We start from the raw sequence: 20,287 nt of genomic DNA, 5'->3' as shown, positions 1-20,287 counted from the left end.
TAGCGAGTACCGTCACACCGCGTGACACATTCCTCCCGTCGACTGCGTCTGAGCGCCGCACTCGGTGCGGCCGGGCTGGACGCGATGCTGGTCACAGACCTGGTCAACGTGCGTTACCTGTCCGGGTTCACCGGGTCGGCCGGTGCCCTGCTGATCTATGCCGACGAACGGACCCCGCTGCTGGCCACCGACGGCCGCTACCGCACCCAGGTCGCCCAGCAGGCCCCCGACCTGCAGGCGGTGATCGAGCGTGCCGGACCCAGCCACTTGGTCGCCCACGCCGCGGCGGCCGGGGCGCGCCGGGTGGGGTTCGAGGGGCACGTGGTCACCGTGGACGGGTTCGACGCGCTGTCCAAAGCGGCCGACGGCACCGAACTGGTTCGCGCCTCGGGCATGGTGGAGGCGCTGCGCGAGGTCAAGGACGCCGGTGAGGTCGCCCTGCTGCGGTTGGCCTGCGAGGCCGCCGACGCCGCCCTGCGCGACCTGGTGGACCGCGGCGGGCTGCGGCCGGGCCGCACGGAGCGGGAGGTCGGCCGGGAACTGGAGGCCCTGATGCTCGATCACGGCGCCGACGCGGCCTCCTTCGAGACCATCGTGGCCACCGGCGCCAACTCGGCGGTGCCACATCACCGGCCGACCGACGCTGTGCTGGCCGCCGGTGACTTCGTCAAGATCGACTTCGGCGCGCTGGTGGCCGGCTACCACTCCGATATGACTCGCACCTTCGTGCTGGGCCCGGCGGCGGACTGGCAGGCCGAGATCTACCAGGTGGTGGCGGCGGCGCAGCGGGCCGGCCGGGAGGCGCTGCACCCGGGTGCCCGGCTGCGCGATGTCGACGCCGCCGCGCGCGCGGTGATCGCCGACGCCGGCTACGCCGAGACCTTCAGCCACGGCCTCGGCCACGGGGTGGGGCTGCGGATTCATGAAGCGCCGGGAATCAACGCGGCGGCCGACGGTACACTGCTTGCCGGTGCTGTGGTGACCGTGGAACCCGGCGTCTATCTGGCTGATCGTGGCGGCGTCCGCATCGAGGACACGCTCGTGGTCGCTGATACTGCCGGGCAAGCCCCGGAACTGCTGACTCGGTTCCCCAAGGAACTGACCATTCTCTAGGAGACGTAGAAAACGTGGCTTCGACTGCTGACTTCAAGAACGGACTGGTGCTGGTGATCGACGGCCAGCTCTGGCAGATCGTCGAATTCCAGCACGTCAAGCCGGGCAAGGGCCCGGCCTTCGTGCGCACCAAGCTCAAGAACGTGGTGTCGGGCAAGGTAGTCGACAAGACCTACAACGCCGGCGTGAAGGTCGAGACCGCCACCGTCGACCGCCGTGACGCCACCTTCTTGTACCGCGACGGCAACGACTTCGTGTTCATGGACAGCGAAGACTACGAGCAGCACCCGCTGCCCGAGACGCTGGTCGGTGACTCGGCGAACTACCTGCTGGAGAGCATGCCGGTGCAGATCGCGTTCCACAACGGCGTGCCGCTGTATCTGGAGCTGCCGGTCAGCGTCGAACTCGAGGTCACCCACACCGAGCCCGGCCTGCAGGGAGACCGGTCCAGTGCGGGCACCAAGCCGGCCACCGTGGAGACCGGTGCCCAGATCAACGTGCCGCTGTTCATCAACACCGGAGACAGGTTGAAGGTCGACACCCGCGACGGCAGCTATCTGGGACGGGTCAACTCCTGATCATGCCCGCCGGGAAGCCGCCGAGACCCGTTAAAGGCCGGCACCAGGCCCGCAAGCGCGCCGTCGATCTGCTGTTCGAGTCCGAGGCCCGGGGCCTGACCCCGGCCGAGGGCGCGGCGCTGCGCGCTGAGCTGGCCAGCCAGCAGCCCGACGTGGCACCGCTGCACCCCTACACCGTCACGGTGGCCAACGGGGTTGCCGCCCACAGCGCCCATATCGACGACCTGATCACCTCGCACCTGCAGGGCTGGAAGCTGGAGCGGCTGCCGGCCGTCGACCGGGCGATCCTGCGGGTGGCGATCTGGGAGCTGCTGCACGCCGAGGACGTACCCGAGCCGGTCGCCGTCGACGAGGCGGTGAAGCTGGCCAAGGAGCTGTCCACCGATGACTCGCCGGGCTTCGTCAACGGCGTGCTGGGCCAGGTGATGTTGGTGACCCCGCAGCTGCGGGCGGCATCGCAGGCGGTTCGTGAGGCGGCCACGCGGGCCCCCGAGCCTGAAGCGCCGACCGGGTCCGGCCCGGAGGAGTAACCGGCGTCAGTGGCCGCGGTGGGCAACTACCGTTCGGCCCCCGCGATCAAGGCTGCCGGCGCCGGCAGCCGTCGCGATCCGGCGTTTGGCTCCCGGAAGCGGAGGGCCTCAGACCCGCGGCGGCCGCCTACCGGAGCTCCGGCGAAAGCGCCCCGCCCCGCAGCGACTCGGGCCACACTGGCCCTATGAGCGCAGACAGCGACGGGCAGCGCCGCAGGTTGCGGGTCTCGGCGCTAGCGGCGGTGGCCAACCCGTCGTACTCGCGGGTCGACACCTGGAATCTGCTCGACGACGCCTGCCGGCAGCTGGCCGAGGCCAATCGGTCCGGCCTGGACACCACCCACCACGCGGCGCGGGTCAAGCGCCTGCTGGACCGGCTCGGCGCCTATGAGCGGTACTGGCTGTTTCCCGGCGCGGCGAACCTGGCCGCCTTCCGCGGCTACCTGCAGGCGATGGCGACGGTGTCGCTGAGCGAAAAGGTGTCGCTGGTGGTGCGGCTGCTGTCGGACTACGGCGACCGGGCGGCGCTGTTCGACCTCGGGTCGCCGTTGTCGGACCAAGAGCTGGTGGCTCAAGCCCGCCAGCAGCAGTTCTACACCGTGCTGCTGGCCGACGACTCGCCGCCGGACGTCCCGGAGAGCCTCGCGGAAAACCTGCGGGCGCTGCGCAATCCCGACGACGAGGTGCAGATCGAACTGCTGGTGGTCTCCAGCGTCGAGGACGCCGTCACCGCGGTCGCGCTCAACGGCGAGATCCAGGCCGCGATCGTCCGCCACGACCTGCCGCTGCGCTCGCGCGACCGGGTGCCGTTGATGAATACGTTGTTGGGAGCCAACGACGACGCCGGGATCGTCGACTGCGGTCGCGACGCCATCGAATGCGGGGAGTGGATGCGCCTGCTGCGGCCGCACATCGACCTGTATCTGATCACCGACGAGTCGATCGCCGCCGACACCGAGGACGAGCCGGATGTCTACGACCGTACTTTCTACCGGCTCAACGATGCCACCGACCTGAACAGCACGGTGCTCGCCGGGATCCGCAAGCGTTACGCCACACCGTTTTTCGATGCGCTGCGGGCCTATGCCGCCGAGCCGGTCGGGCAGTTCCATGCGCTGCCGGTGGCGCGCGGCGCGAGCATCTTCAACTCCCGTTCGCTGCAGGACATGGGGGAGTTCTACGGCCGCAACATCTTCATGGCCGAGACCTCTTCGACGTCGGGCGGGCTGGATTCGCTGTTGGACCCGCACGGCACCATCCGGGTGGCGATGAACAAGGCCGCGCTGACCTGGAACGCCGACCACACCTACTTCGTCACCAACGGGACCTCGACGGCCAACAAGATCGTCGTCCAGGCGTTGACCCGCCCGGGTGACATCGTGTTGATCGACCGGAACTGTCACAAGTCGCACCACTACGGGCTGGTGCTGGCCGGCGCCTATCCGCTGTACCTGGACGCCTACCCGCTGGCGCCGTTCGCGATCTACGGCGCGGTGTCGCTACGCACCATCAAACGCGCACTGCTGGACCTGGAGGCCGCCGGGCAGCTGCACCGGGTCCGGATGCTGTTGCTGACCAACTGCACTTTCGACGGCGTCGTCTACAACCCGCAGCGGGTGATGGAGGAGGTCCTGGCGATCAAGCCGGACATCTGCTTCCTGTGGGATGAGGCGTGGTACGCGTTCGCCACCGCGGTGCCGTGGGCCCGGCAGCGCACCGCGATGGTGGCCGCCGAACGCCTCGAGACCATGCTGGCCTCGCCCCGCTACGCCGCGGAGTACCGGGAATGGCGCGCCGGGATGGCGGGTATCGACCGGGACCAGTGGAGCGAGCACCGGCTGCTGCCCGAACCCGGCGCGCGGGTGCGGGTCTATGCGACCCATTCCACCCACAAATCGTTGTCGGCGCTGCGGCAGGCGTCGATGATCCACGTGCGGGATCAGGACTTCAACGCGTTGGCCCGTGAATCGTTCACCGAGGCGTTTCTGACCCACACCTCCACCTCGCCGAATCAGCAGCTGCTGGCATCGCTGGATCTGGCGCGCCGGCAGGTCGACATCGAAGGCTTTCAGATGGTCCGGCGGGTCTACGACATGGCGCTGGTGTTTCGCCACCGGGTCCGCAAGGACCGGCTGATCAAGAAGTGGTTCCGCATCCTCGACGAGGACGACCTGGTGCCCGACCGGTTCCGGGCCTCGACGGTCAGCTCCTACCGGCAGGTCCGCCAGGGTGCGCTGGCGGAGTGGAACGAGGCGTGGCGCTCCGACGAGTTCGTGCTCGATCCGACCCGGGTCACCTTGTTCGTCGGCAAGACCGGCATGAGCGGCTACGACTTCCGCGAGAAGATTCTCATGCAGCGCTTCGGAATTCAGATCAACAAGACCTCGATCAACTCCGTGCTGCTGATCTTCACCATCGGCGTGACCTGGTCGTCCGTGCACTACCTGCTTGACGCGCTGCGCCGGGTCTCGACCGAATTGGACCGCGCCTGGAACGCGGCCAGCACCGACGACCGCGCGCTGCAGCAGCGCAGAATCGTCGAGATCACCGAGGACCTGCCGCCGCTGCCCGACTTCAGCGAGTTCGATCAGGCGTTTCGGCCCGACGGCGCAAGCTCATTCGGGGATATGCGCTCGGCGTTCTACGGCGGCTACGAGGAGGCCGACCGCGAACATGTGCTGCTCGGCGACGCCGGCCGCCGGGTCGCCGACGGCAAGACCCTGGTGTCGACCACGTTCGTGGTGCCGTATCCGCCCGGCTTCCCGGTGCTGGTCCCCGGGCAGGTGATCTCCAAGGACATCCTGTACTTCCTGGCCGAACTCGACGTCAAGGAGATCCACGGCTACAACCCCGAGCTGGGTCTGGCGGTGTTCACTCCGGAGGCTCTGGCCCGTTATGCGCGGGCACCGGCCGTAGCCGATTAGCCTCACCGCGATTGTTACCCGGCCCGACGGCACCGCTGCGGCGCAATACCCGCGCCGATCCGGATTTCCGCTGGCAGCCGGGTGTTGCCTGGTGGCGCAATGAATCACCCCGCTGAACAGCTCAATTGGCTGCACTGCCATCGGGTGTCGCCGTGCCCTTAGCGTGTCTGCATGCCCGAAGCCCGTGTCGCCCCGCAGCCGATCCGCCGCGCGGACCGGGCGCGGCAGGTCGCCGACGTGCTGCGCCACCAGATCCATGGCGGTGCCTACGACGACGGCCTGCCCGGCGAAGCGGAGCTGGCCGCCGAATTCGCGGTGTCCCGCAACATCATTCGTGAGGCACTGGCCGCCCTGAAGGCCGAGGGACTGATCCACCGGGGACCGAGAACCGGCACTCATGTGGCACAGCACAAATACGACCACGACCTGGACACCTTGCTTGGTCTGCAGGAGACCTTCGACGGTCAAGAGGTGCGCAACGAAGTGCGAGTGGCCACCACGGTATCCGCCCCACCCTTGGTGGCCCGGCGGCTGACGCTCGAACCCGGTGCGCAGGTGGTGTTCGTCGAGCGGCTGCGGTACCTGGGCGACGTGCCGCTGAGCCTGGATCAGACCTATCTGCCGCCGGACATCGGCGCCGCCGTGCTGGCGCACCCGCTGGAGACCAACGATGTCTTCCCGCTGCTCGAGAAGATCAGCGGGCAGCGTCTCGGCGACGCGAGCCTGGCGTTGGAGGCGATACCGGCGGACCCGCACTCGGCAGCGATCCTGCAGATCCCCGCCGGCGCGGCGCTGCTGATGCTGGAGCGCCTCACCAGCCTTTCCGACGGTACACCCGTCGACCTCGAGTACATCCGGATGCGCGGTGACCGGGTCACCATGCGCGGCAAACTGACAAGGAGCATTCCATGACGCTGGTCAACAGCCGGTCCGACGTCCCGGTGACGATCGACGAATCACTGTGCATCTCCGGCTGCACCCTGTGCGTCGACATCTGCCCGCTGGACTCACTGGCGATCAACCCCGACAACGGCAAGGCGTTCATGCACGTCGACGAGTGCTGGTACTGCGGACCGTGCGCCGCCCGCTGCCCGACCGGTGCGGTCACCGTCAATATGCCCTACCTCATCCGTTGAATACATTGACCACCAAGGTGTTTCATGAAGAGATCCGTGATCGTGCTGGTCTGCACGGCCGTTATCGCGGCGGGCTGCTCATTGGACTCCGCGCCGTCGGGTGATTCCGTCGACGTGGTGGTGGGCTATCAGTCCAAGACCATCAACACCGCGACCGCCGGCACCTTGCTGCGGGCTCGCGGCTACCTGGAGCGCCGGCTCGCCGACATCACCAGCCGGACCGGCACCCGATACCGCGTCGACTGGCAGGATTACGACACCGGGGCACCGATCACGGCGCAGATGCTCGCCGAGAAGATCGACATCGGCTCGATGGGCGACTACCCGATGCTGGTCAACGGGGTCCGGACGCAGACCAATGCGCAGGCCCGCACCGAGATCGTCTCGGTGACCGGCTATCACCCCGCCGGCGCACTGAACATGGTGGTGGTGGCCCCGGATTCGCGAGCCGACTCGCTGGCCGATCTGGCCGGCGCCAAAGTCTCGGCCAGCGTGGGATCGGCCGGCCACGGCACCCTGCTGCGCGCACTGGCGGGCACCGGCGCCGGCGTGGAGGTGCTCAACCAGCAACCACAAGTCGGCGCCTCCTCGCTGGAATCCGGTCAGGTGCAAGGCCTGTCACAGTTCGTGGCCTGGCCCGGGCTGCTGGTCTACCAGGGCCGGGCGAAACTGCTCTACGACGGGGCCGAGCTCAACTACCCGACCTGGCACGGGGTGGTCGTGCGTCGCACATACGCGCAGAACCACCCGGAAGTGCTCGGCGCGTTCCTGCAGGCGCAGCTGGACGCCACCGACTTCCTCAAACGCAAACCGCTGGAGGCGGCCCGGATCGTCGCCGAAGGCAGTGGGCTACCGCAAGAGGTCGTCTACCTCTACAACGGGCCGGGCGGCACGTCGTTCGACACCACCCTCAAGCCGGCGCTGGTCGAGGCGTTGAAGAACGATGTGCCCTACCTGAAGTCGATCGGCGACTTCGCCGACCTCGACGTGGACGGCTTCGTCGTCGACGGGCCGCTGCGCGCGGCGTTCGCCGAGCGGAAACGCGACTACGAGCAGGCGGTCGCCGCCATCGACAAACCCGCGACGACCGGGGGCGAACTCTGGCTAGACGGATCGGACACCACCGTGTCCGTCGCCGATGCGACCGCCCTGCTCAAAGCCGTACAGGCCGCGAACGCCCGCGGCGATCACGTCCGGGCGGCCTATATCCAGGACGCCGAACTAGGCACCCGCTGGTTCGCCGACAAGTCCGCCTGGGTCCGCGACGGTGCACGCCATCTACCGTTCGACACCACCGCGGGTGCGCAACGCTACCTTGCCACGCATCCCGGCGCCGTCGCGCTGGACTATCAGCAGGCGCTGGCGGGTGCGGCATGACCGCGGTTATCACCGGTGCCCCGGCGGCGTCGGTGCCCGTCGACCGGGCGCCGCGCCGGCCGCGGTCGGCACGGTGGGCGTGGCTGCTGCGGCTGGCGTCGGTGGCCGTCGCGATCGGCCTGTGGCAGCTGTTGACCGTCGCCGACGTGCGGTGGTGGCTGCGGTTCGACACCCTGCCCACCGTCGACGAGGTCTTCACGACCCTGGTGCGCCGGCTGGGAACCGAGGCGTACTGGCTGGATCTGGCGCAGTCGCTGATCAGGATCCTCACCGGATTCGGGTTGGCCGCGGCGGCCGGGTTGGCCACCGGCATCCTGTTGGGGCGCTCCCGGGTCGCTGCGGACGTGGTGGGCCCGCTCACCGAACTGGTCCGGCCCATCCCGGCGATCGCCGTCGTCCCGGTGGCGATCCTGCTGTTCCCGGCCGGCGAACAGGGCATCGTATTCATCACCTTCCTGGCGGCCTACTTCCCGATTCTGGTCAGCACCCGGCATGCGGTGCGCGCACTGCCGACCTTGTGGGAGGACTCGGTGCGCACCCTGGGCGGTGGACGCTGGGATGTGTTGAGCCAGGTGGTGTTTCCCGGAATTCTGCCCAGCCTGTTCGGCGGCCTGTCGGTCGGCATGGGGGTGTCTTGGATCTGCGTGATCTCCGCGGAGATGATCTCCGGCCGGCTCGGCATCGGATACCGCACCTGGCAGGCCTACACCGTGCTGGCGTACCCGGATGTGTTCGTCGGCATCATCACTATCGGCGTGCTCGGATTCGCCACGTCGGCGACCGTCGAGCTGGTCGGGCGCCGGCTGACCCGCTGGCTGCCCCGCGGCGCGGAGAACGGCCGATGACCGCCGGCATGAGCCTGACCCTGGACCGGGTCCGGCTGTCCTACACCGGCACCCCGGTCATCGATGAGTTGAGCTTGGCGGTGCGACCCGGCGAGATCCTGGTATTGACCGGACCGTCCGGGTGCGGCAAGTCCACCCTGCTGCGTGCCCTGGCCGGATTGCTGGCCCCCGAGCACGGCCGAATCCTGGCCGACCAGATCGCGGTCACCACCACCTCCGGAGACCGCGGGATGGTGTTCCAGGACAACGCGTTACTGCCGTGGCGCTCGGTGCGCTCCAACATCGAGCTGGCGCTGCGGCTGCGCGGTGTGCCCCGCACCGGGCGCCGGGCCGAGGCCGAGCGGTGGATCGCCGAGTTGGGTCTGGAGGGGTTCGCCGACTACCTGCCGAAAAGCCTCTCCGGCGGGATGCGCCAACGGGTCCAGTTGGCCCGCGGGCTGGCCGGCGCACCCCGTGCGGTGATGATGGACGAGCCGTTCGGCGCGCTGGACAGCGCGACCCGCGCCGCCATGCAGGCATTGCTGATCGACACCTGGCAAGCGCATCCCACCACGGTCGTGTTCGTCACCCACGACGTCGACGAGGCGCTGGCGCTGGGCGACCGGGTGGCGGTGCTGGGCCGCACCGGGCAGCCGCTGCGGGCCCTGCTCGACGTCCCCCAACCGCGCAGCGGCCGACCCGAACCCGAGCTGCGCACTGAGCTTCTAGCCGCATTGGACCATTCATGATCGAGATACCTGATGTCACCCAGCCGCTGCGGCTGGACTGCGATGTGCTGGTGATCGGCGGCGGAACCGCCGGCACCATGGCCGCACTCACCGCCGCCGAGCACGGCGCACAGGTGCTGCTGCTGGAGAAAGCGCACGTGCGGCACTCCGGCGCGCTGGCGATGGGCATGGACGGGGTCAACAACGCCGTCATCCCGGGCAAGGCCGAACCCGAAGACTACGTCGCCGAGATCACCCGGGCCAACGACGGCATCGTCAACCAGCGCACCGTGTATCAGACCGCCACCCGCGGCTTCGCGATGGTGCAGCGCCTGGAGCGCTACGGGGTGAAGTTCGAGAAGGACGAGCACGGCGAGTACGCGGTGCGCCGCGTACACCGCTCCGGGTCCTACGTGCTGCCGATGCCCGAGGGCAAGGACGTCAAAAAAGCGCTCTACCGGGTGCTGCGGCAGCGCTCGATGCGCGAGAAGATCCGCATCGAGAACCGGTTGATGCCGGTACGGGTGCTCACCCGGAACGGCCGCGCGGTCGGGGCGGCCGCCTTGCATACCCGCACCGGCGAATTCGTCGCCGTCGGCGCCAAGGCGGTAGTGCTGGCCACCGGGCCGTGCGGGCGGCTGGGCCTCCCGGCCTCCGGCTATCTGTATGGCACGTATGAGAACCCCACCAACGCCGGCGACGGCTACTCGATGGCTTATCACGCCGGCGCCGAACTGTCCGGCATCGAATGCTTCCAGGTCAACCCGCTGATCAAGGACTACAACGGCCCGGCATGCGCCTATGTGGCCAACCCGTTCGGGGGGTATCAGGTCAACGCGCTGGGAGAACGGTTCGTCGACTCCGACTACTGGTCCGGCCAGATGATGGCCGAGGTCAAATCGGAGATCGATTCCGCGCGGGGCCCGATCTACCTGAAGGTGTCGCACCTGCCCGATGAGACGCTCTCGGCGCTGGAGAACATCCTGCACACCACCGAGCGGCCCACCCGCGGGACTTTTCACGCCAACCGCGGCCACAACTACCGCACCCATGACGTGGAGATGCACATCTCGGAGATCGGCCTGTGCTCAGGGCATTCCGCCTCGGGGGTGTGGGTCGACGAACACGCCCGCACCACCGTGCCGGGCCTGTACGCGGCGGGCGATCTGGCCTGCGTGCCGCACAACTACATGATCGGCGCGTTCGTGTTCGGCGACCTGGCCGGCGCGCACGCGGCGTCCACCCTGGCCGATATCTCGGCGCCGCAGGATCTTCCGGCCGATCAGCTTGCCGATGCCCACGAGCTGATCTATCGCCCGCTGCGCCACCCCGACGGCCCCCCGCAACCGCAAGTGGAGTACAAGCTGCGCCGGTTCGTCAACGACTATGTGGCGCCGCCCAAGACCGCCGCGAAGCTGTCGCTGGCGGTGCACACCTTCGAGCGGATGCGCGGCGAGATCGCCGAGATGGGTGCCCGCACCCCGCACGAGTTGATGCGCGCCGTCGAGGTGTCGTTCATCCGGGACTGCGCGGAGCTGGCGGCTCGCACATCTTTGACGCGCACCGAGTCGCGCTGGGGCCTCTACCACGAGCGCGCCGATCTGCCCGGCCGCGACGACGGGCAGTGGGGGTACCACCTCAACGTGCGCAAGCGGGCCGACGGGGCGATGGAGTTCCTCAAACGCCCGGTGGCTCCGTATTTCGTTGCGGTGCCCGAGTTCGATCGGCTGCCCCCGGCCGACCAGTCGGTGCAGGCGGTGCCGCAGCCGCCGCTGCTGGGCGGCCAGGCTCCGGCGACGGCACGATCACGTGTCCCGGCACCGGCTTCTGCCCAGCCGCCGTCGCCCCGGATCGCGGTGGTCGTCGCCCTGGAAGAACCCGCCTTGGCCGACCTGGCCGAATTCCTGGCTGACCCGGATCCGGCGGTGCGCCGTACCGCGGTCGCCGCCCTGACCGAACACACCCCGGGCGGATACGAATCCGCGTTGTTCGACGCGCTCGCCGACGAGGACGCCGCGGTGCGCCGCACCGCCGCCGACGGTGCGCGTGAACTGGTCGAGGTGCTGGCCGACCCGGCAGCGGCGGGCGTGCACCGGGACTCCGCAGACCCGGTGGTGCGCGCCTGCGTGGTGTATCTGCTGTGCAGCCGCCGGGTCGGTGACCCGGCGCGGTATCGCGCCGCGCTGGCCGATCCCGACCACCGGGTGCGCATCGAGGCGGTGCGTGCGCTGGTCTCGGCCGACGACGCGACGGCGGTGGCCACGGCCGCCCAGGACGCCAACCGTGAGGTGCGCATCGCGGTCGCCAATGCGTGTGCGACGTTGCGGGCCGGGGCGCAGACCGTTCGGGCCCTGATCGGTGACCCGGACCCGCTGGTGCGCGCCGCAGCACTGGCCGCCCTCGGCGAAGTCGGTTGCGGCGACGCCGATATCGCCGCCGTCGAGACGGCACGGGGCGAGTCGGCGTGGCAGGTGCGGGTCGGCGCGGCCCGCGCGCTGGCCGGTGCGCGCGCAGCGGTGGCGGTGCCGCGCCTGACCGTGGCTCTCGAAGATGCGCACCTCGACGTGCGCAAAGCCGCGGTGCTGGGCTTGACGCGCTGGGCCGCCTCGGAGGTCGCCGCACGCGACGCGTTGAGCCTCGCGGTCAAGGACAGCGACGCCGACGTGCGCGCCTACGCGCGTCGCGCACTGCAGCAAGCGGGCCTGCACACCGGCGTATAACGGCGACAACCGGGCAAGCCCTAGGCAGCGCCGGCCCGGGTCAGTACCGTGTGTCGGCATGGCCGAAGCCACCACCAATCCGCGACTGTCCGTGCAGGACTGGGTGCAAGCCGGGTTCCGCATTCTGGCCGAGGACGGGCTCAAGGCCCTGACCATCGACCGGCTCTGCCGGCGCCTGCGCGTCACCAAGGGCAGCTTCTACTGGCACTTTGCCGACATGAAGGCCTATCGCCAGGCGCTGGTCGACACCTGGGCCGCGGTCCGCGACGAGGACCGCGGTGACTTCGACGCGCTGGAGGAGTTGCCTCCGCGCGAACGACTTTCGCGCATGATGACCTCGCTGGTCGGTCCGCGGCACTGGATGCTGGAACGGGCGATGCGCGAATGGGCGCGCTCGGAGGAGAACGTCGCCGAGGCGGTGCGCACCTCGGATCGGCGCGTGCTCAAGGCGGTCCGTCAGGTCTTTCTCGATGACGGCTTCGACCCCGATGAGGCTGATATGCGCGCTAATGCCACGTTCGCCGCCGGCATCGGCTTTCTGCACCTGTCCGGCTCGCGGCCCAGTCCACGCGCCGTCGGCCGCCGTGAACAGTTCCTGGACGTGATGCTGCGCCACTAATCGCCATACCAAAAGGTATGGTACGGTCCCGGGCATGGTGCGGGCGGCGGCGGTACTGACGGGGGACTTCATCGATCGTTTGGCCGAACGTGCCGCCGAAGCCGAGGAACTGCGCCGGCTGCCGGCTGCCACCATCGACGACTACCGGCGCTCCGGGCTGCCCGGGCTGCTGCTGCCGGCACGCTACGGCGGACAGCAGGCAGAGTTTCCCGAGATCCTCGAACCGATCCGCCGCATGGCGCACGGGTGCGCCTCCAGTGCCTGGACGCTGGGGTTCTACACCCTGCACAACTGGATGCTCGCACTCTTCGGTGAGCAGGCACAGGACGAGGTGTTCGCCTCCGGTCCGGTGCTGTGTCCCGCGCCGTTGGCGCCGACCGGACGCGGCACCCCCGACGGCGACGGCATCCGGCTGTCCGGGCGATGGTCCTGGGCCACCGGGGTGGCCGATGCCGACTGGATCCTGGTCGGAGCGATCTGCGGACCAGACGACGGGCCCTACCCGGCGCTGGTGCTGCTACCGGCGTCCGATATCCGCATCGAAGATGTGTGGCACACCGCCGGAATGCGGGCGACCGGTTCCAACGACGTCGTCATCGAGGATGTCTGGGTACCCCAGCACCGGCTGGTCAAAGTCGCCGACATCTACTCGGGCACCGCGCCGGGGGCCGCCTTGCATGACGGCTCCGCCTACCGGTGGCCGATGGTCCCGGCGTTGGCACTGGTGGCCGCGATGCCCGCGCTGGGCTCGGCCGAACGGGTCGCCGACCTCTACGCCCAGCGACTCGAGGAGCGAGTATTGGCGTATTCCGGTGCGGCGCAGAAGAATCAGCCCGCTGCGCAGATCCGCCTCGGGGATGCGCGGGTGCGGTTGGGAGCGTTGCGCGGGCTGCGCGACGCCACGGTGGCCCGGCTTCAGGACGCGGTCGATGGCCGCGAACGGATCAGCCGGTCGGTCCGGGCGCAGGCCCGCGCCGCGGCCGCCCACATCGTGCACGAATCCCGCGCCGTGATCGCTGATCTGCTCGAAGCCTCCGGCGCCAGCGTGCATTTCGTGGACAATCCGCTGCAACGCATCAAACGCGATGTCGACATCATCTGCGGTCACGTCGTCTTCGACTACGACACCGCGCGCGAGCTGGCCGGCGCGCTGGAGGCCGGCGTTAAGGTCTCGCCGATCGCGATGATCTGATGAGGATGCGCTACAACCCCAGGGCCCGATAGGTGCGCCGCACGAACTTCGGTTGCGCCACCCGCAGTTTCGCGATCGCGGTATTGCCGGCGACAGCAGCGGCCATCTCGGTGGACAGCGTCGGGGCGTTCTGCACCAGATAGATCAGGATCAGGTCGGCGGCCGGATCGGCCTGCCACCAGGTGCCGTAGGCGCCCGGCCAGCTGAACGCGCCGGCACCCCCCGGCCCGAACAGCGGTTGAGAACGCGCCGGATCGGTGACCACCGACAGGTTGAGCCCGAAGCCGCGGCCGACCCAGAACGGGGCCCCCAGAAACGGGTGGCGCTTCTGGGTGTCGGTGAGCCGGTCGGTGCGCATCGCGGCCGCCGATTCCGCCGAGAGCACCCGGGTGCCGTCGAACACGCCGTCGGCCAGCAACATTCGCGCGAACGCCAGGTAATCATCCGCGGTCGACATCAGCCCGCCGCCCGCGTTCGGGAACGCCGGCATGGTGATCGGCATCGGTCCCATCGCGTCGTCGCGCAACATGTCGCCGTCGAGCCGGTACATGGTGGCGCTGCGCCCGCGGAGCTCGGGGGAGACGCAGAACCCGGTGTCGGCCATCCCCAGCGGCCCCAGGATCCGCTCGTCGAGCACCTGCGGCAGCGGCTTGCCCTCGATCCGGGACAGCACCACGCCCAGCACGTCGATGCCGTGCCCGTAGGTCACCCGGTCGCCGGGCTGATCGACCAGCGGCAGCGCGGCCAGCGCGCTCAGCCAGGCCTCCGGGCCGCGCCCGAACGGCAGCCGCTGATACTCCCGCGCGATCGGGCCGGGCACCGAGAACCCGTAGCCGATCCCGCAGCGGTGCGTCATCAGGTCCTCGATGGTGAGCGCCCGCCGGGCCGGCGTGGTCTTGTCCAGCGGTCCGGCCGGGTCGACCAGCACGCTCGGCGCGGCGAACTCCGGCAGCCAGGTGGCGATCGGGTCACTCAGCCGCAGCCGGCCCTCATCGACCAGGGACATGGCCGCGGCGACCGTGATCGGTTTGGTCATCGAGGCGATCCGGAACACGGTGTCGCGGGTCATCGGAAGGCCGGCCCCGACGTCGCGATAGCCGATCTCGTTCACCTGGAGCACCTGGCCGCGCTGCCAGACGACGGTCACCACGCCGGCCAGCAGGCCGGCGTCGCAGGCCTCCCGGAGGGACGCCTGATTCGGATCGAGATTCACCCGGCCCAGATTAGCGGCGCGGCGGTGGTTGGCCTGGGCTCACACTCGAAATGCGGTGCTCCCGCTTCCGTGATAGGAACACAGGGTGAAAATCTCAGGTTGGCTTAAGGAAAATGGATCTGCGTCGGCGCGGCGAGTGGCTGCTGCCGGAGCGTCCGTCGGGGCGTTGGCGGCATTCGGATTGGCGCCGGTAGCCCAGGCTGACTTCGATGACTTCCTGACCGACCTGTTGGATCCCGCTGTATGGGGAGTGGTGTTCGACCCCGGCTACTGGAGCGGGCTGGAGTCGGCGTCGACAGTCGACCTCGCGTCGTTGTTCAACGGTGATGACCTGCCCGGCGCGGCTGTCGGCACCGATTTCGCCGACTGGTTCCAGAACGACGTCTATCTGCCGCTGCACACCGCGATGCAGGAGTGGATCGAGAGCCCGTCCGGTGTGCAGTTCAACGACTTCATCAACCCGCTCTTCGCTTTCGGCGGCGCCTGCGGCCTGATCTGCAACGGCGTCGACGGGACCGAGACCCATGTTGACGGCGGTAATGGCGGCTGGATCTTCGGTGACGGCGGCACCGGTTGGAGCAGCGACGAAGCCGGTGTGGCCGGCGGCGCCGGCGGTGCCGGCGGCTGGCTGGGCAACGGTGGTGCCGGCGGTGGCGGTGGCGCCGGGGCCGATGGCGGTGCCGGTGGCGCGGGTGGCTGGATCGGCAACGGTGGTACCGGCGGCGACGGCGGGGCTGGGCTGGATGGCCTGCACGCGGGCGACGGCGGCAATGGCGGCGCCGGTGGCCGTAGCGGAATGTTGTTCAGCACCAACGGCGATGGTGGCAACGGCGGCAACGGCGGAAACTCGGTTGGCGACGGCGGAAGCGGTGGTGCCGGCGGTAGCGGTGGTGTCAGCGGTCGCGCCCCGGGCATCTTTGCCATCGGTAGCGCCGGTGGCGCGGGCGGCAACGGCGGTGACGGCGGCAGCGCTGACGGTGTCGGCAGCACCGGTGGTGCCGGCGGTGACGGCGGCATGAGCAACCAGTCAGGCTATTGGCTGAGTAGAGACGCCGGCGCCGGCGGCAATGGCGGCAACGGCGGTGCCGCCACCGGCGCCGACAGCATCGCTGGTAACGGCGGCAATGGCGGTAGGGGCGGCGTCTTCGCCGTCGGACTGGGAGACATCGACGGAGGCCCGGGCGGCAACGGTGGCAACGGCGGTGCAGCCATCGGCGACAACAGCACCGCCGGCAACGGTGGTGACGGCGGTCAAGGCGGTGCCGGAAGCGCCATGGGTGGCGGCCGCGATGGTGGGGTCGGTGGCGCGGGCGGCAATGGCGGCTCGGCCGAGGGTGTCGGCAGCGCGGCCGGTAACGGTGGTGACGGCGGTAGTGGCGGCCCCGGCAGTGCCCTCGGCAGCGGCCGCGACGGCGGTGTTGGCGGCAACGGCGGTAGCGGCGGCTCGGCCAGCGGCGTCGACAGCACCGCCGGCAAGGGTGGTGACGGTGGTAGCGGCGGCCCCGGCAGCGCCGTTGGCAGCGCCCGTGACGGCGGTGCGGGGGGCAACGGTGGCGATGGTGGTGCGGCCAGCGGTGCCGGAAGTAGCGCTGGGGCCGGTGGCAATGGCGGGGCTGGCGGCATGACCAGCCCGCTGACCGGTGGCCGCAATGGTGGAGTTGGCGGTAACGGTGGCAACGGTGGTGATGGCGCTGATGGCGGGGTTGCCAGCCACGGCGGCGCGGGCGGTATCGGCGGCGGCGCCGGCCTGGGCTCCAGTGGACATGGCGGCAACGGTGGTGCCGGTGGAAATGGCGGCGCCAGCGACGGCGGCGTCGGGGGCACCGGCGGCCGGGGCGGAGAAGGCAACAACACCGGCGGCTCGATGCATGCCGGCGGGGGAGGTGGCGGCGGCGGGGGTGCCGGTACCGGCGGCCAGGGTGGTGACGGCGGAAACGGCGGCAACGGCGGCGTTGGATCCGCTGGTCTATCTGAGACCACTGACCTGGGCGGGACCGGCGGAACCGGCGGGACCGGCGGAAGCGCCGACGGTGGTATCGGAGGCGTCGGAGGCAACGGTGGCAATGGTGGCTCCAGCCCGGCGGGTGCGCCCGGCGGCGTCGGCGGTAACGGCGGCAACGGAGGCCAGGTCGGCCCCAACGGCAACGGTGCCGGCGGTAACGGCGGTAATGGCGGAAGCACAACTCAGAACCCCGGCGGCACGGGAGGCAACGGCGGGGCCGACGGAACGCCGGGAACACCGGGCGCTGATGGCGCATCCGTTCCCAACCCGCCCGACTGAGGCACCAAGTTCGCGCCTCCGAGAGGACTTACGTACCTGACGAAGTTCAGCGCGATCCGCGATGACGTCAACGCCGGCGACGGCCAGGCAGCGGATTCGTCCCAATCGGAAGCTGACGGAGCGGTACGGCGTTCCGGGGGCGGCGGCAGACCGGTGGGAGCCGAGCGGATGCTAGGCTACCCGGCAGTTCGACATCCTTTAACGATCCGTCCCGCGAGGCGGAGAAGGAGGTCCTGCGGTTTCGCATGGGCGCTGCCGGTAATTCCAGCACCGACCGGGAATTGATGTCCTCGTCGGACGTGGGTCGCACGATCTCTCGTATCGCGCACCAGATCATCGAGAAGACCGCTTTAGACGACCCGGACACCCCGGGTGCCCCGCGGGTGGTGCTGCTGGGCATTCCGACCCGCGGTGTCACCCTGGCCGATCGCCTGGCCGCCAAGATCAGCGAATTCTGCGGGGTTGAGGTCGGCCACGGTGCCCTCGACATCACCTTGTACCGCGACGACTTGATGCGCCAGCCGCCGCGGCCGCTGGAATCGACCTCCATCCCGGCCGGCGGCATCGACGACGCGCTGGTGATCCTGGTCGACGATGTGCTCTACGCCGGCCGGTCGGTGCGGGCCGCGCTGGATGCGCTGCGCGATCAGGGCCGGCCCCGGATCGTGCAGCTGGCGGTGCTGGTCGACCGCGGCCACCGGGAACTGCCGGTGCGCGCCGACTACGTCGGCAAGAACGTGCCGACCGCGCGCGGTGAGAGCGTGCACGTGCTGCTGGCCGAACACGACGGCCGCGACGCGGTGGTGATCACCCGATGACCGCCAGGCATCTGCTCGCGGCCGGCGATCTGAGCCTTGACCAGGCCACCGCCATCCTCGATGACGCCGACCGGTTCGCCCAGGCCCTGGTCGGGCGCGAGGTCAAGAAGCTGCCCACCCTGCGCGGACGCACGGTGATCACCATGTTCTACGAGAACTCCACCCGCACCCGGGTCTCCTTCGAGGTGGCCGGCAAGTGGATGAGCGCCGACGTGATCAACGTGTCGGCGTCGGGATCCTCGGTGAACAAAGGGGAGTCGCTGCGCGACACCGCGTTCACCTTGCGGGCCGCCGGCGCCGACGCGCTGATCATCCGCCACCCGGCCTCGGGTGCGGCGCACCTGCTGGCCGAGTGGACGCGCAACGCCGACGACGGCGGCCCGGCGGTGATCAACGCCGGTGACGGCACCCACGAACACCCCACCCAGGCTCTGCTGGACGCGCTGACCCTGCGTCAGCGGCTCGGCGGCATTGAGGGCCGCCGGGTGGTGATCGTCGGCGACATCGTGCACAGCCGGGTGGCCCGTTCCAATGTGCAGCTGCTGGCCACGCTCGGCGCCGAGGTGGTGCTGGTGGCCCCGCCGACCCTGCTGCCGGTCGGGGTGGCCGACTGGCCGGTGACGGTGAGCTATGACTTCGACGCCGAGCTGCCCGCGGCCGACGCGGTGCTGATGCTGCGGGTGCAGGCCGAGCGGATGACCGGGGGCTTCTTCCCGTCGGCGCGCGAATACTCGGTGCGTTACGGGCTGAGCGAGAAGCGCCGGGCGATGCTGGGCGACGACGCGGTGGTGCTGCACCCCGGCCCGATGCTGCGCGGCATGGAGATCGCCTCGTCGGTCGCGGACTCGTCACAATCCGCAGTGCTGCAACAGGTTTCCAACGGCGTACATGTGCGGATGGCGGTGCTGTTCCATCTACTGGTGGGCAGTGAGTCCGCCGGGTCGGCCGGAGAGGACGCAGCGTCATGAGCGTGCTGATCCGCGGGGTGCGGTGCTACGGCGAGGGCGATCAGGTCGACGTGCTGGTGCACGACGGCCAGATCGCCGAGATCGCTACCGGACTGGCTGCCCCGGCCGGATGCGACATTGTCGACGCACCCGGTCAAGTGCTGCTGCCGGGCTTCGTGGACCTGCACACCCATCTGCGGGAACCGGGTCGCGAGTACGCCGAGGACATCGAAACCGGTTCGGCGGCAGCGGCTCTCGGTGGCTACACCGCGGTGTTCGCGATGGCCAACACCGAACCCGTCGCCGACTCCCCGGTGGTCACCGACCACGTCTGGGCGCGCGGCCAGCAGGTCGGCCTGGTCGACGTGCACCCGGTCGGCGCCGTCACCGTCGGACTCGGCGGAACCCAGCTGACCGAGATGGGCATGATGGCCGCCGGCACTGCCGGGGTCCGGATGTTCTCCGACGACGGGGTCTGCGTGGCCGACCCGTTGGTGATGCGCCGCGCCCTGGAGTACGCCACCGGCCTGGGGGTGCTGATCGCCCAGCACGCCGAGGAACCCCGGCTGACCGTCGGCTCGGTCGCCCACGAGGGGCCCAACGCCGCCCGGCTTGGGCTGGCCGGCTGGCCCCGGGCCGCCGAGGAGTCGATCGTGGCCCGCGATGTCCTGCTGGCCCGCGATGCCGGTGCCCGCCTGCACATCTGCCACGCGTCCACCGCCGGAACCGTCGAGCTCCTCAAATGGGCGAAGGCACAAGGCATCTCCGTCACCGCCGAGGTCACGCCGCATCACCTGATGCTCGACGACACCCGGCTGGCCGACTACGACGGCCGCAACCGGGTCAACCCGCCGCTGCGTGAGGCCGCCGATGCGGCCGCGCTGCGCCGGGCCCTGGCCGAGGGAATCATCGACTGCGTGGCCACCGACCACGCCCCGCACGCCGAGCACGAGAAGACCTGTGAGTTCGCCTCCGCCCGGCCCGGGATGCTCGGTCTGCAGACCGCCCTGTCGGTGGTGGTGGCCACCATGGTGCAGCCCGGCCTGTTGACCTGGCGGGACGTGGCCCGGGTGATGAGCGAGCGGCCCGCGGAGATCGTCGGGCTGCCCGATCAGGGCCGTCCGCTGCAAGTGGGCGAACCGGCCAATCTGGCCGTGGTGGACCCGGAGGCGAGCTGGGTGGTGACCGGCGAACAGTTGGCCAGCCGGTCGGCCAACACCCCGTATGAGGAGATGACCCTTCCGGCGACCGTCACCGCGACGCTGCTGCGCGGCCGGATCACCGCCC

General features: G+C 69.8%; 17 protein-coding genes. 16 read left to right on the top strand and 1 reads right to left on the bottom strand.

Annotated elements, in window-relative coordinates; translation table 11 throughout:
- Positions 1 to 21 precede the first annotated feature (21 nt).
- The 12 genes from A5694_RS08085 (at position 22) to A5694_RS08030 (ending at position 13,741) form a co-directional block, all read left to right on the top strand.
- Entirely contained in the window at positions 22 to 1,113 is a 1,092-nt protein-coding gene (locus tag A5694_RS08085; protein ID WP_064921323.1) for a M24 family metallopeptidase, read from the top strand.
- A 14-nt stretch (positions 1,114 to 1,127) separates the two neighbouring features.
- Positions 1,128 to 1,691: an elongation factor P gene (gene efp / locus A5694_RS08080; protein ID WP_064921322.1), complete on the top strand. Its 564-nt coding sequence runs from the start codon at positions 1,128 to 1,130 to the stop codon at positions 1,689 to 1,691.
- Positions 1,692 to 1,693: 2 nt separating this feature from the next.
- Entirely contained in the window at positions 1,694 to 2,221 is a 528-nt protein-coding gene (gene nusB / locus A5694_RS08075; protein WP_064921321.1) for a transcription antitermination factor NusB, read from the top strand.
- Between the two features lie 185 nt (positions 2,222 to 2,406).
- Complete coding sequence (locus A5694_RS08070) at positions 2,407 to 5,145, top strand: aminotransferase class I/II-fold pyridoxal phosphate-dependent enzyme (protein WP_064921320.1); 2,739 nt, start codon at positions 2,407 to 2,409, stop codon at positions 5,143 to 5,145.
- A gap of 171 nt (positions 5,146 to 5,316) precedes the next feature.
- Entirely contained in the window at positions 5,317 to 6,057 is a 741-nt protein-coding gene (locus A5694_RS08065) for a GntR family transcriptional regulator (protein ID WP_064921319.1), read from the top strand.
- Positions 6,054 to 6,281 (top strand): 4Fe-4S dicluster domain-containing protein, encoded by a 228-nt coding sequence (locus A5694_RS08060; RefSeq protein ID WP_064921318.1) that lies wholly within the window; start codon positions 6,054 to 6,056, stop codon positions 6,279 to 6,281. The genes A5694_RS08065 and A5694_RS08060 overlap by 4 nt, the downstream gene beginning before the upstream one ends.
- Before the next feature lie 24 nt (positions 6,282 to 6,305).
- Positions 6,306 to 7,658: an ABC transporter substrate-binding protein gene (locus tag A5694_RS08055; protein ID WP_064921317.1), complete on the top strand. Its 1,353-nt coding sequence runs from the start codon at positions 6,306 to 6,308 to the stop codon at positions 7,656 to 7,658.
- Entirely contained in the window at positions 7,655 to 8,503 is an 849-nt protein-coding gene (locus A5694_RS08050) for an ABC transporter permease (protein ID WP_064921316.1), read from the top strand. The genes A5694_RS08055 and A5694_RS08050 overlap by 4 nt, the downstream gene beginning before the upstream one ends.
- Positions 8,500 to 9,231 carry an ABC transporter ATP-binding protein gene (locus A5694_RS08045; RefSeq protein WP_064921315.1) on the top strand — a complete coding sequence of 244 codons (732 nt, stop codon included), beginning with the start codon at positions 8,500 to 8,502 and terminating at the stop codon, positions 9,229 to 9,231. The genes A5694_RS08050 and A5694_RS08045 overlap by 4 nt, the downstream gene beginning before the upstream one ends.
- Positions 9,228 to 11,930, top strand: a complete 2,703-nt coding sequence (locus tag A5694_RS08040; protein WP_064921314.1) for a fumarate reductase/succinate dehydrogenase flavoprotein subunit — start codon at positions 9,228 to 9,230, stop codon at positions 11,928 to 11,930. Before A5694_RS08045 ends, A5694_RS08040 begins: the two co-directional genes overlap by 4 nt.
- A 58-nt stretch (positions 11,931 to 11,988) precedes the next feature.
- Complete coding sequence (locus tag A5694_RS08035) at positions 11,989 to 12,549, top strand: TetR/AcrR family transcriptional regulator (protein ID WP_064921313.1); 561 nt, start codon at positions 11,989 to 11,991, stop codon at positions 12,547 to 12,549.
- 34 nt (positions 12,550 to 12,583) lie between these two features.
- Entirely contained in the window at positions 12,584 to 13,741 is a 1,158-nt protein-coding gene (locus tag A5694_RS08030) for an acyl-CoA dehydrogenase family protein (RefSeq protein WP_064921312.1), read from the top strand.
- 10 nt (positions 13,742 to 13,751) lie between these two features.
- On the opposite strand, the gene A5694_RS08025 is transcribed toward A5694_RS08030, so the two are convergent.
- Complete coding sequence (locus A5694_RS08025; RefSeq protein WP_064921311.1) at positions 13,752 to 14,954, bottom strand: serine hydrolase domain-containing protein; 1,203 nt, start codon at positions 14,952 to 14,954, stop codon at positions 13,752 to 13,754.
- A gap of 136 nt (positions 14,955 to 15,090) precedes the next feature.
- On the opposite strand from A5694_RS08025, the gene A5694_RS24005 reads away from it, so the two are divergent.
- The 4 genes from A5694_RS24005 to A5694_RS08005 form a co-directional block, all read left to right on the top strand.
- Positions 15,091 to 17,235 (top strand): PGRS repeat-containing protein, encoded by a 2,145-nt coding sequence (locus A5694_RS24005; protein ID WP_064921310.1) that lies wholly within the window; start codon positions 15,091 to 15,093, stop codon positions 17,233 to 17,235.
- A 245-nt stretch (positions 17,236 to 17,480) separates the two neighbouring features.
- Positions 17,481 to 18,053 (top strand): bifunctional pyr operon transcriptional regulator/uracil phosphoribosyltransferase PyrR, encoded by a 573-nt coding sequence (gene pyrR / locus A5694_RS08015; RefSeq protein ID WP_064921309.1) that lies wholly within the window; start codon positions 17,481 to 17,483, stop codon positions 18,051 to 18,053.
- Positions 18,050 to 19,021 carry an aspartate carbamoyltransferase catalytic subunit gene (locus tag A5694_RS08010; protein ID WP_064921308.1) on the top strand — a complete coding sequence of 324 codons (972 nt, stop codon included), beginning with the start codon at positions 18,050 to 18,052 and terminating at the stop codon, positions 19,019 to 19,021. Before pyrR ends, A5694_RS08010 begins: the two co-directional genes overlap by 4 nt.
- Positions 19,018 to 20,287: dihydroorotase (locus A5694_RS08005; RefSeq protein ID WP_064921307.1), on the top strand; the 1,270-nt coding region annotated here is incomplete at its 3' end. The genes A5694_RS08010 and A5694_RS08005, both read left to right, overlap by 4 nt.

Source organism: Mycolicibacter sinensis (genome assembly GCF_001667945.1).
Classification (GTDB): domain Bacteria; phylum Actinomycetota; class Actinomycetes; order Mycobacteriales; family Mycobacteriaceae; genus Mycobacterium; species Mycobacterium sinense_B.
The sequence above is the reverse complement of the archived record's forward strand: the minus strand, read 5'-3'. Positions and strand labels throughout refer to the sequence as shown.

Coding starts and splice junctions, on each gene's coding strand:
- A5694_RS08055 (WP_064921317.1), top strand. CDS start 6,306: ATGAAGAGATCCGTGATCGTGCTGGTCTGCACGGCCGTTATCGCGGCG.
- A5694_RS08035 (WP_064921313.1), top strand. CDS start 11,989: ATGGCCGAAGCCACCACCAATCCGCGACTGTCCGTGCAGGACTGGGTG.
- nusB (WP_064921321.1), top strand. CDS start 1,694: ATGCCCGCCGGGAAGCCGCCGAGACCCGTTAAAGGCCGGCACCAGGCC.
- A5694_RS08060 (WP_064921318.1), top strand. CDS start 6,054: ATGACGCTGGTCAACAGCCGGTCCGACGTCCCGGTGACGATCGACGAA.
- A5694_RS08010 (WP_064921308.1), top strand. CDS start 18,050: ATGACCGCCAGGCATCTGCTCGCGGCCGGCGATCTGAGCCTTGACCAG.
- pyrR (WP_064921309.1), top strand. CDS start 17,481: ATGGGCGCTGCCGGTAATTCCAGCACCGACCGGGAATTGATGTCCTCG.
- A5694_RS08030 (WP_064921312.1), top strand. CDS start 12,584: ATGGTGCGGGCGGCGGCGGTACTGACGGGGGACTTCATCGATCGTTTG.
- A5694_RS08070 (WP_064921320.1), top strand. CDS start 2,407: ATGAGCGCAGACAGCGACGGGCAGCGCCGCAGGTTGCGGGTCTCGGCG.
- A5694_RS08045 (WP_064921315.1), top strand. CDS start 8,500: ATGACCGCCGGCATGAGCCTGACCCTGGACCGGGTCCGGCTGTCCTAC.
- A5694_RS08050 (WP_064921316.1), top strand. CDS start 7,655: ATGACCGCGGTTATCACCGGTGCCCCGGCGGCGTCGGTGCCCGTCGAC.
- A5694_RS08065 (WP_064921319.1), top strand. CDS start 5,317: ATGCCCGAAGCCCGTGTCGCCCCGCAGCCGATCCGCCGCGCGGACCGG.
- A5694_RS08040 (WP_064921314.1), top strand. CDS start 9,228: ATGATCGAGATACCTGATGTCACCCAGCCGCTGCGGCTGGACTGCGAT.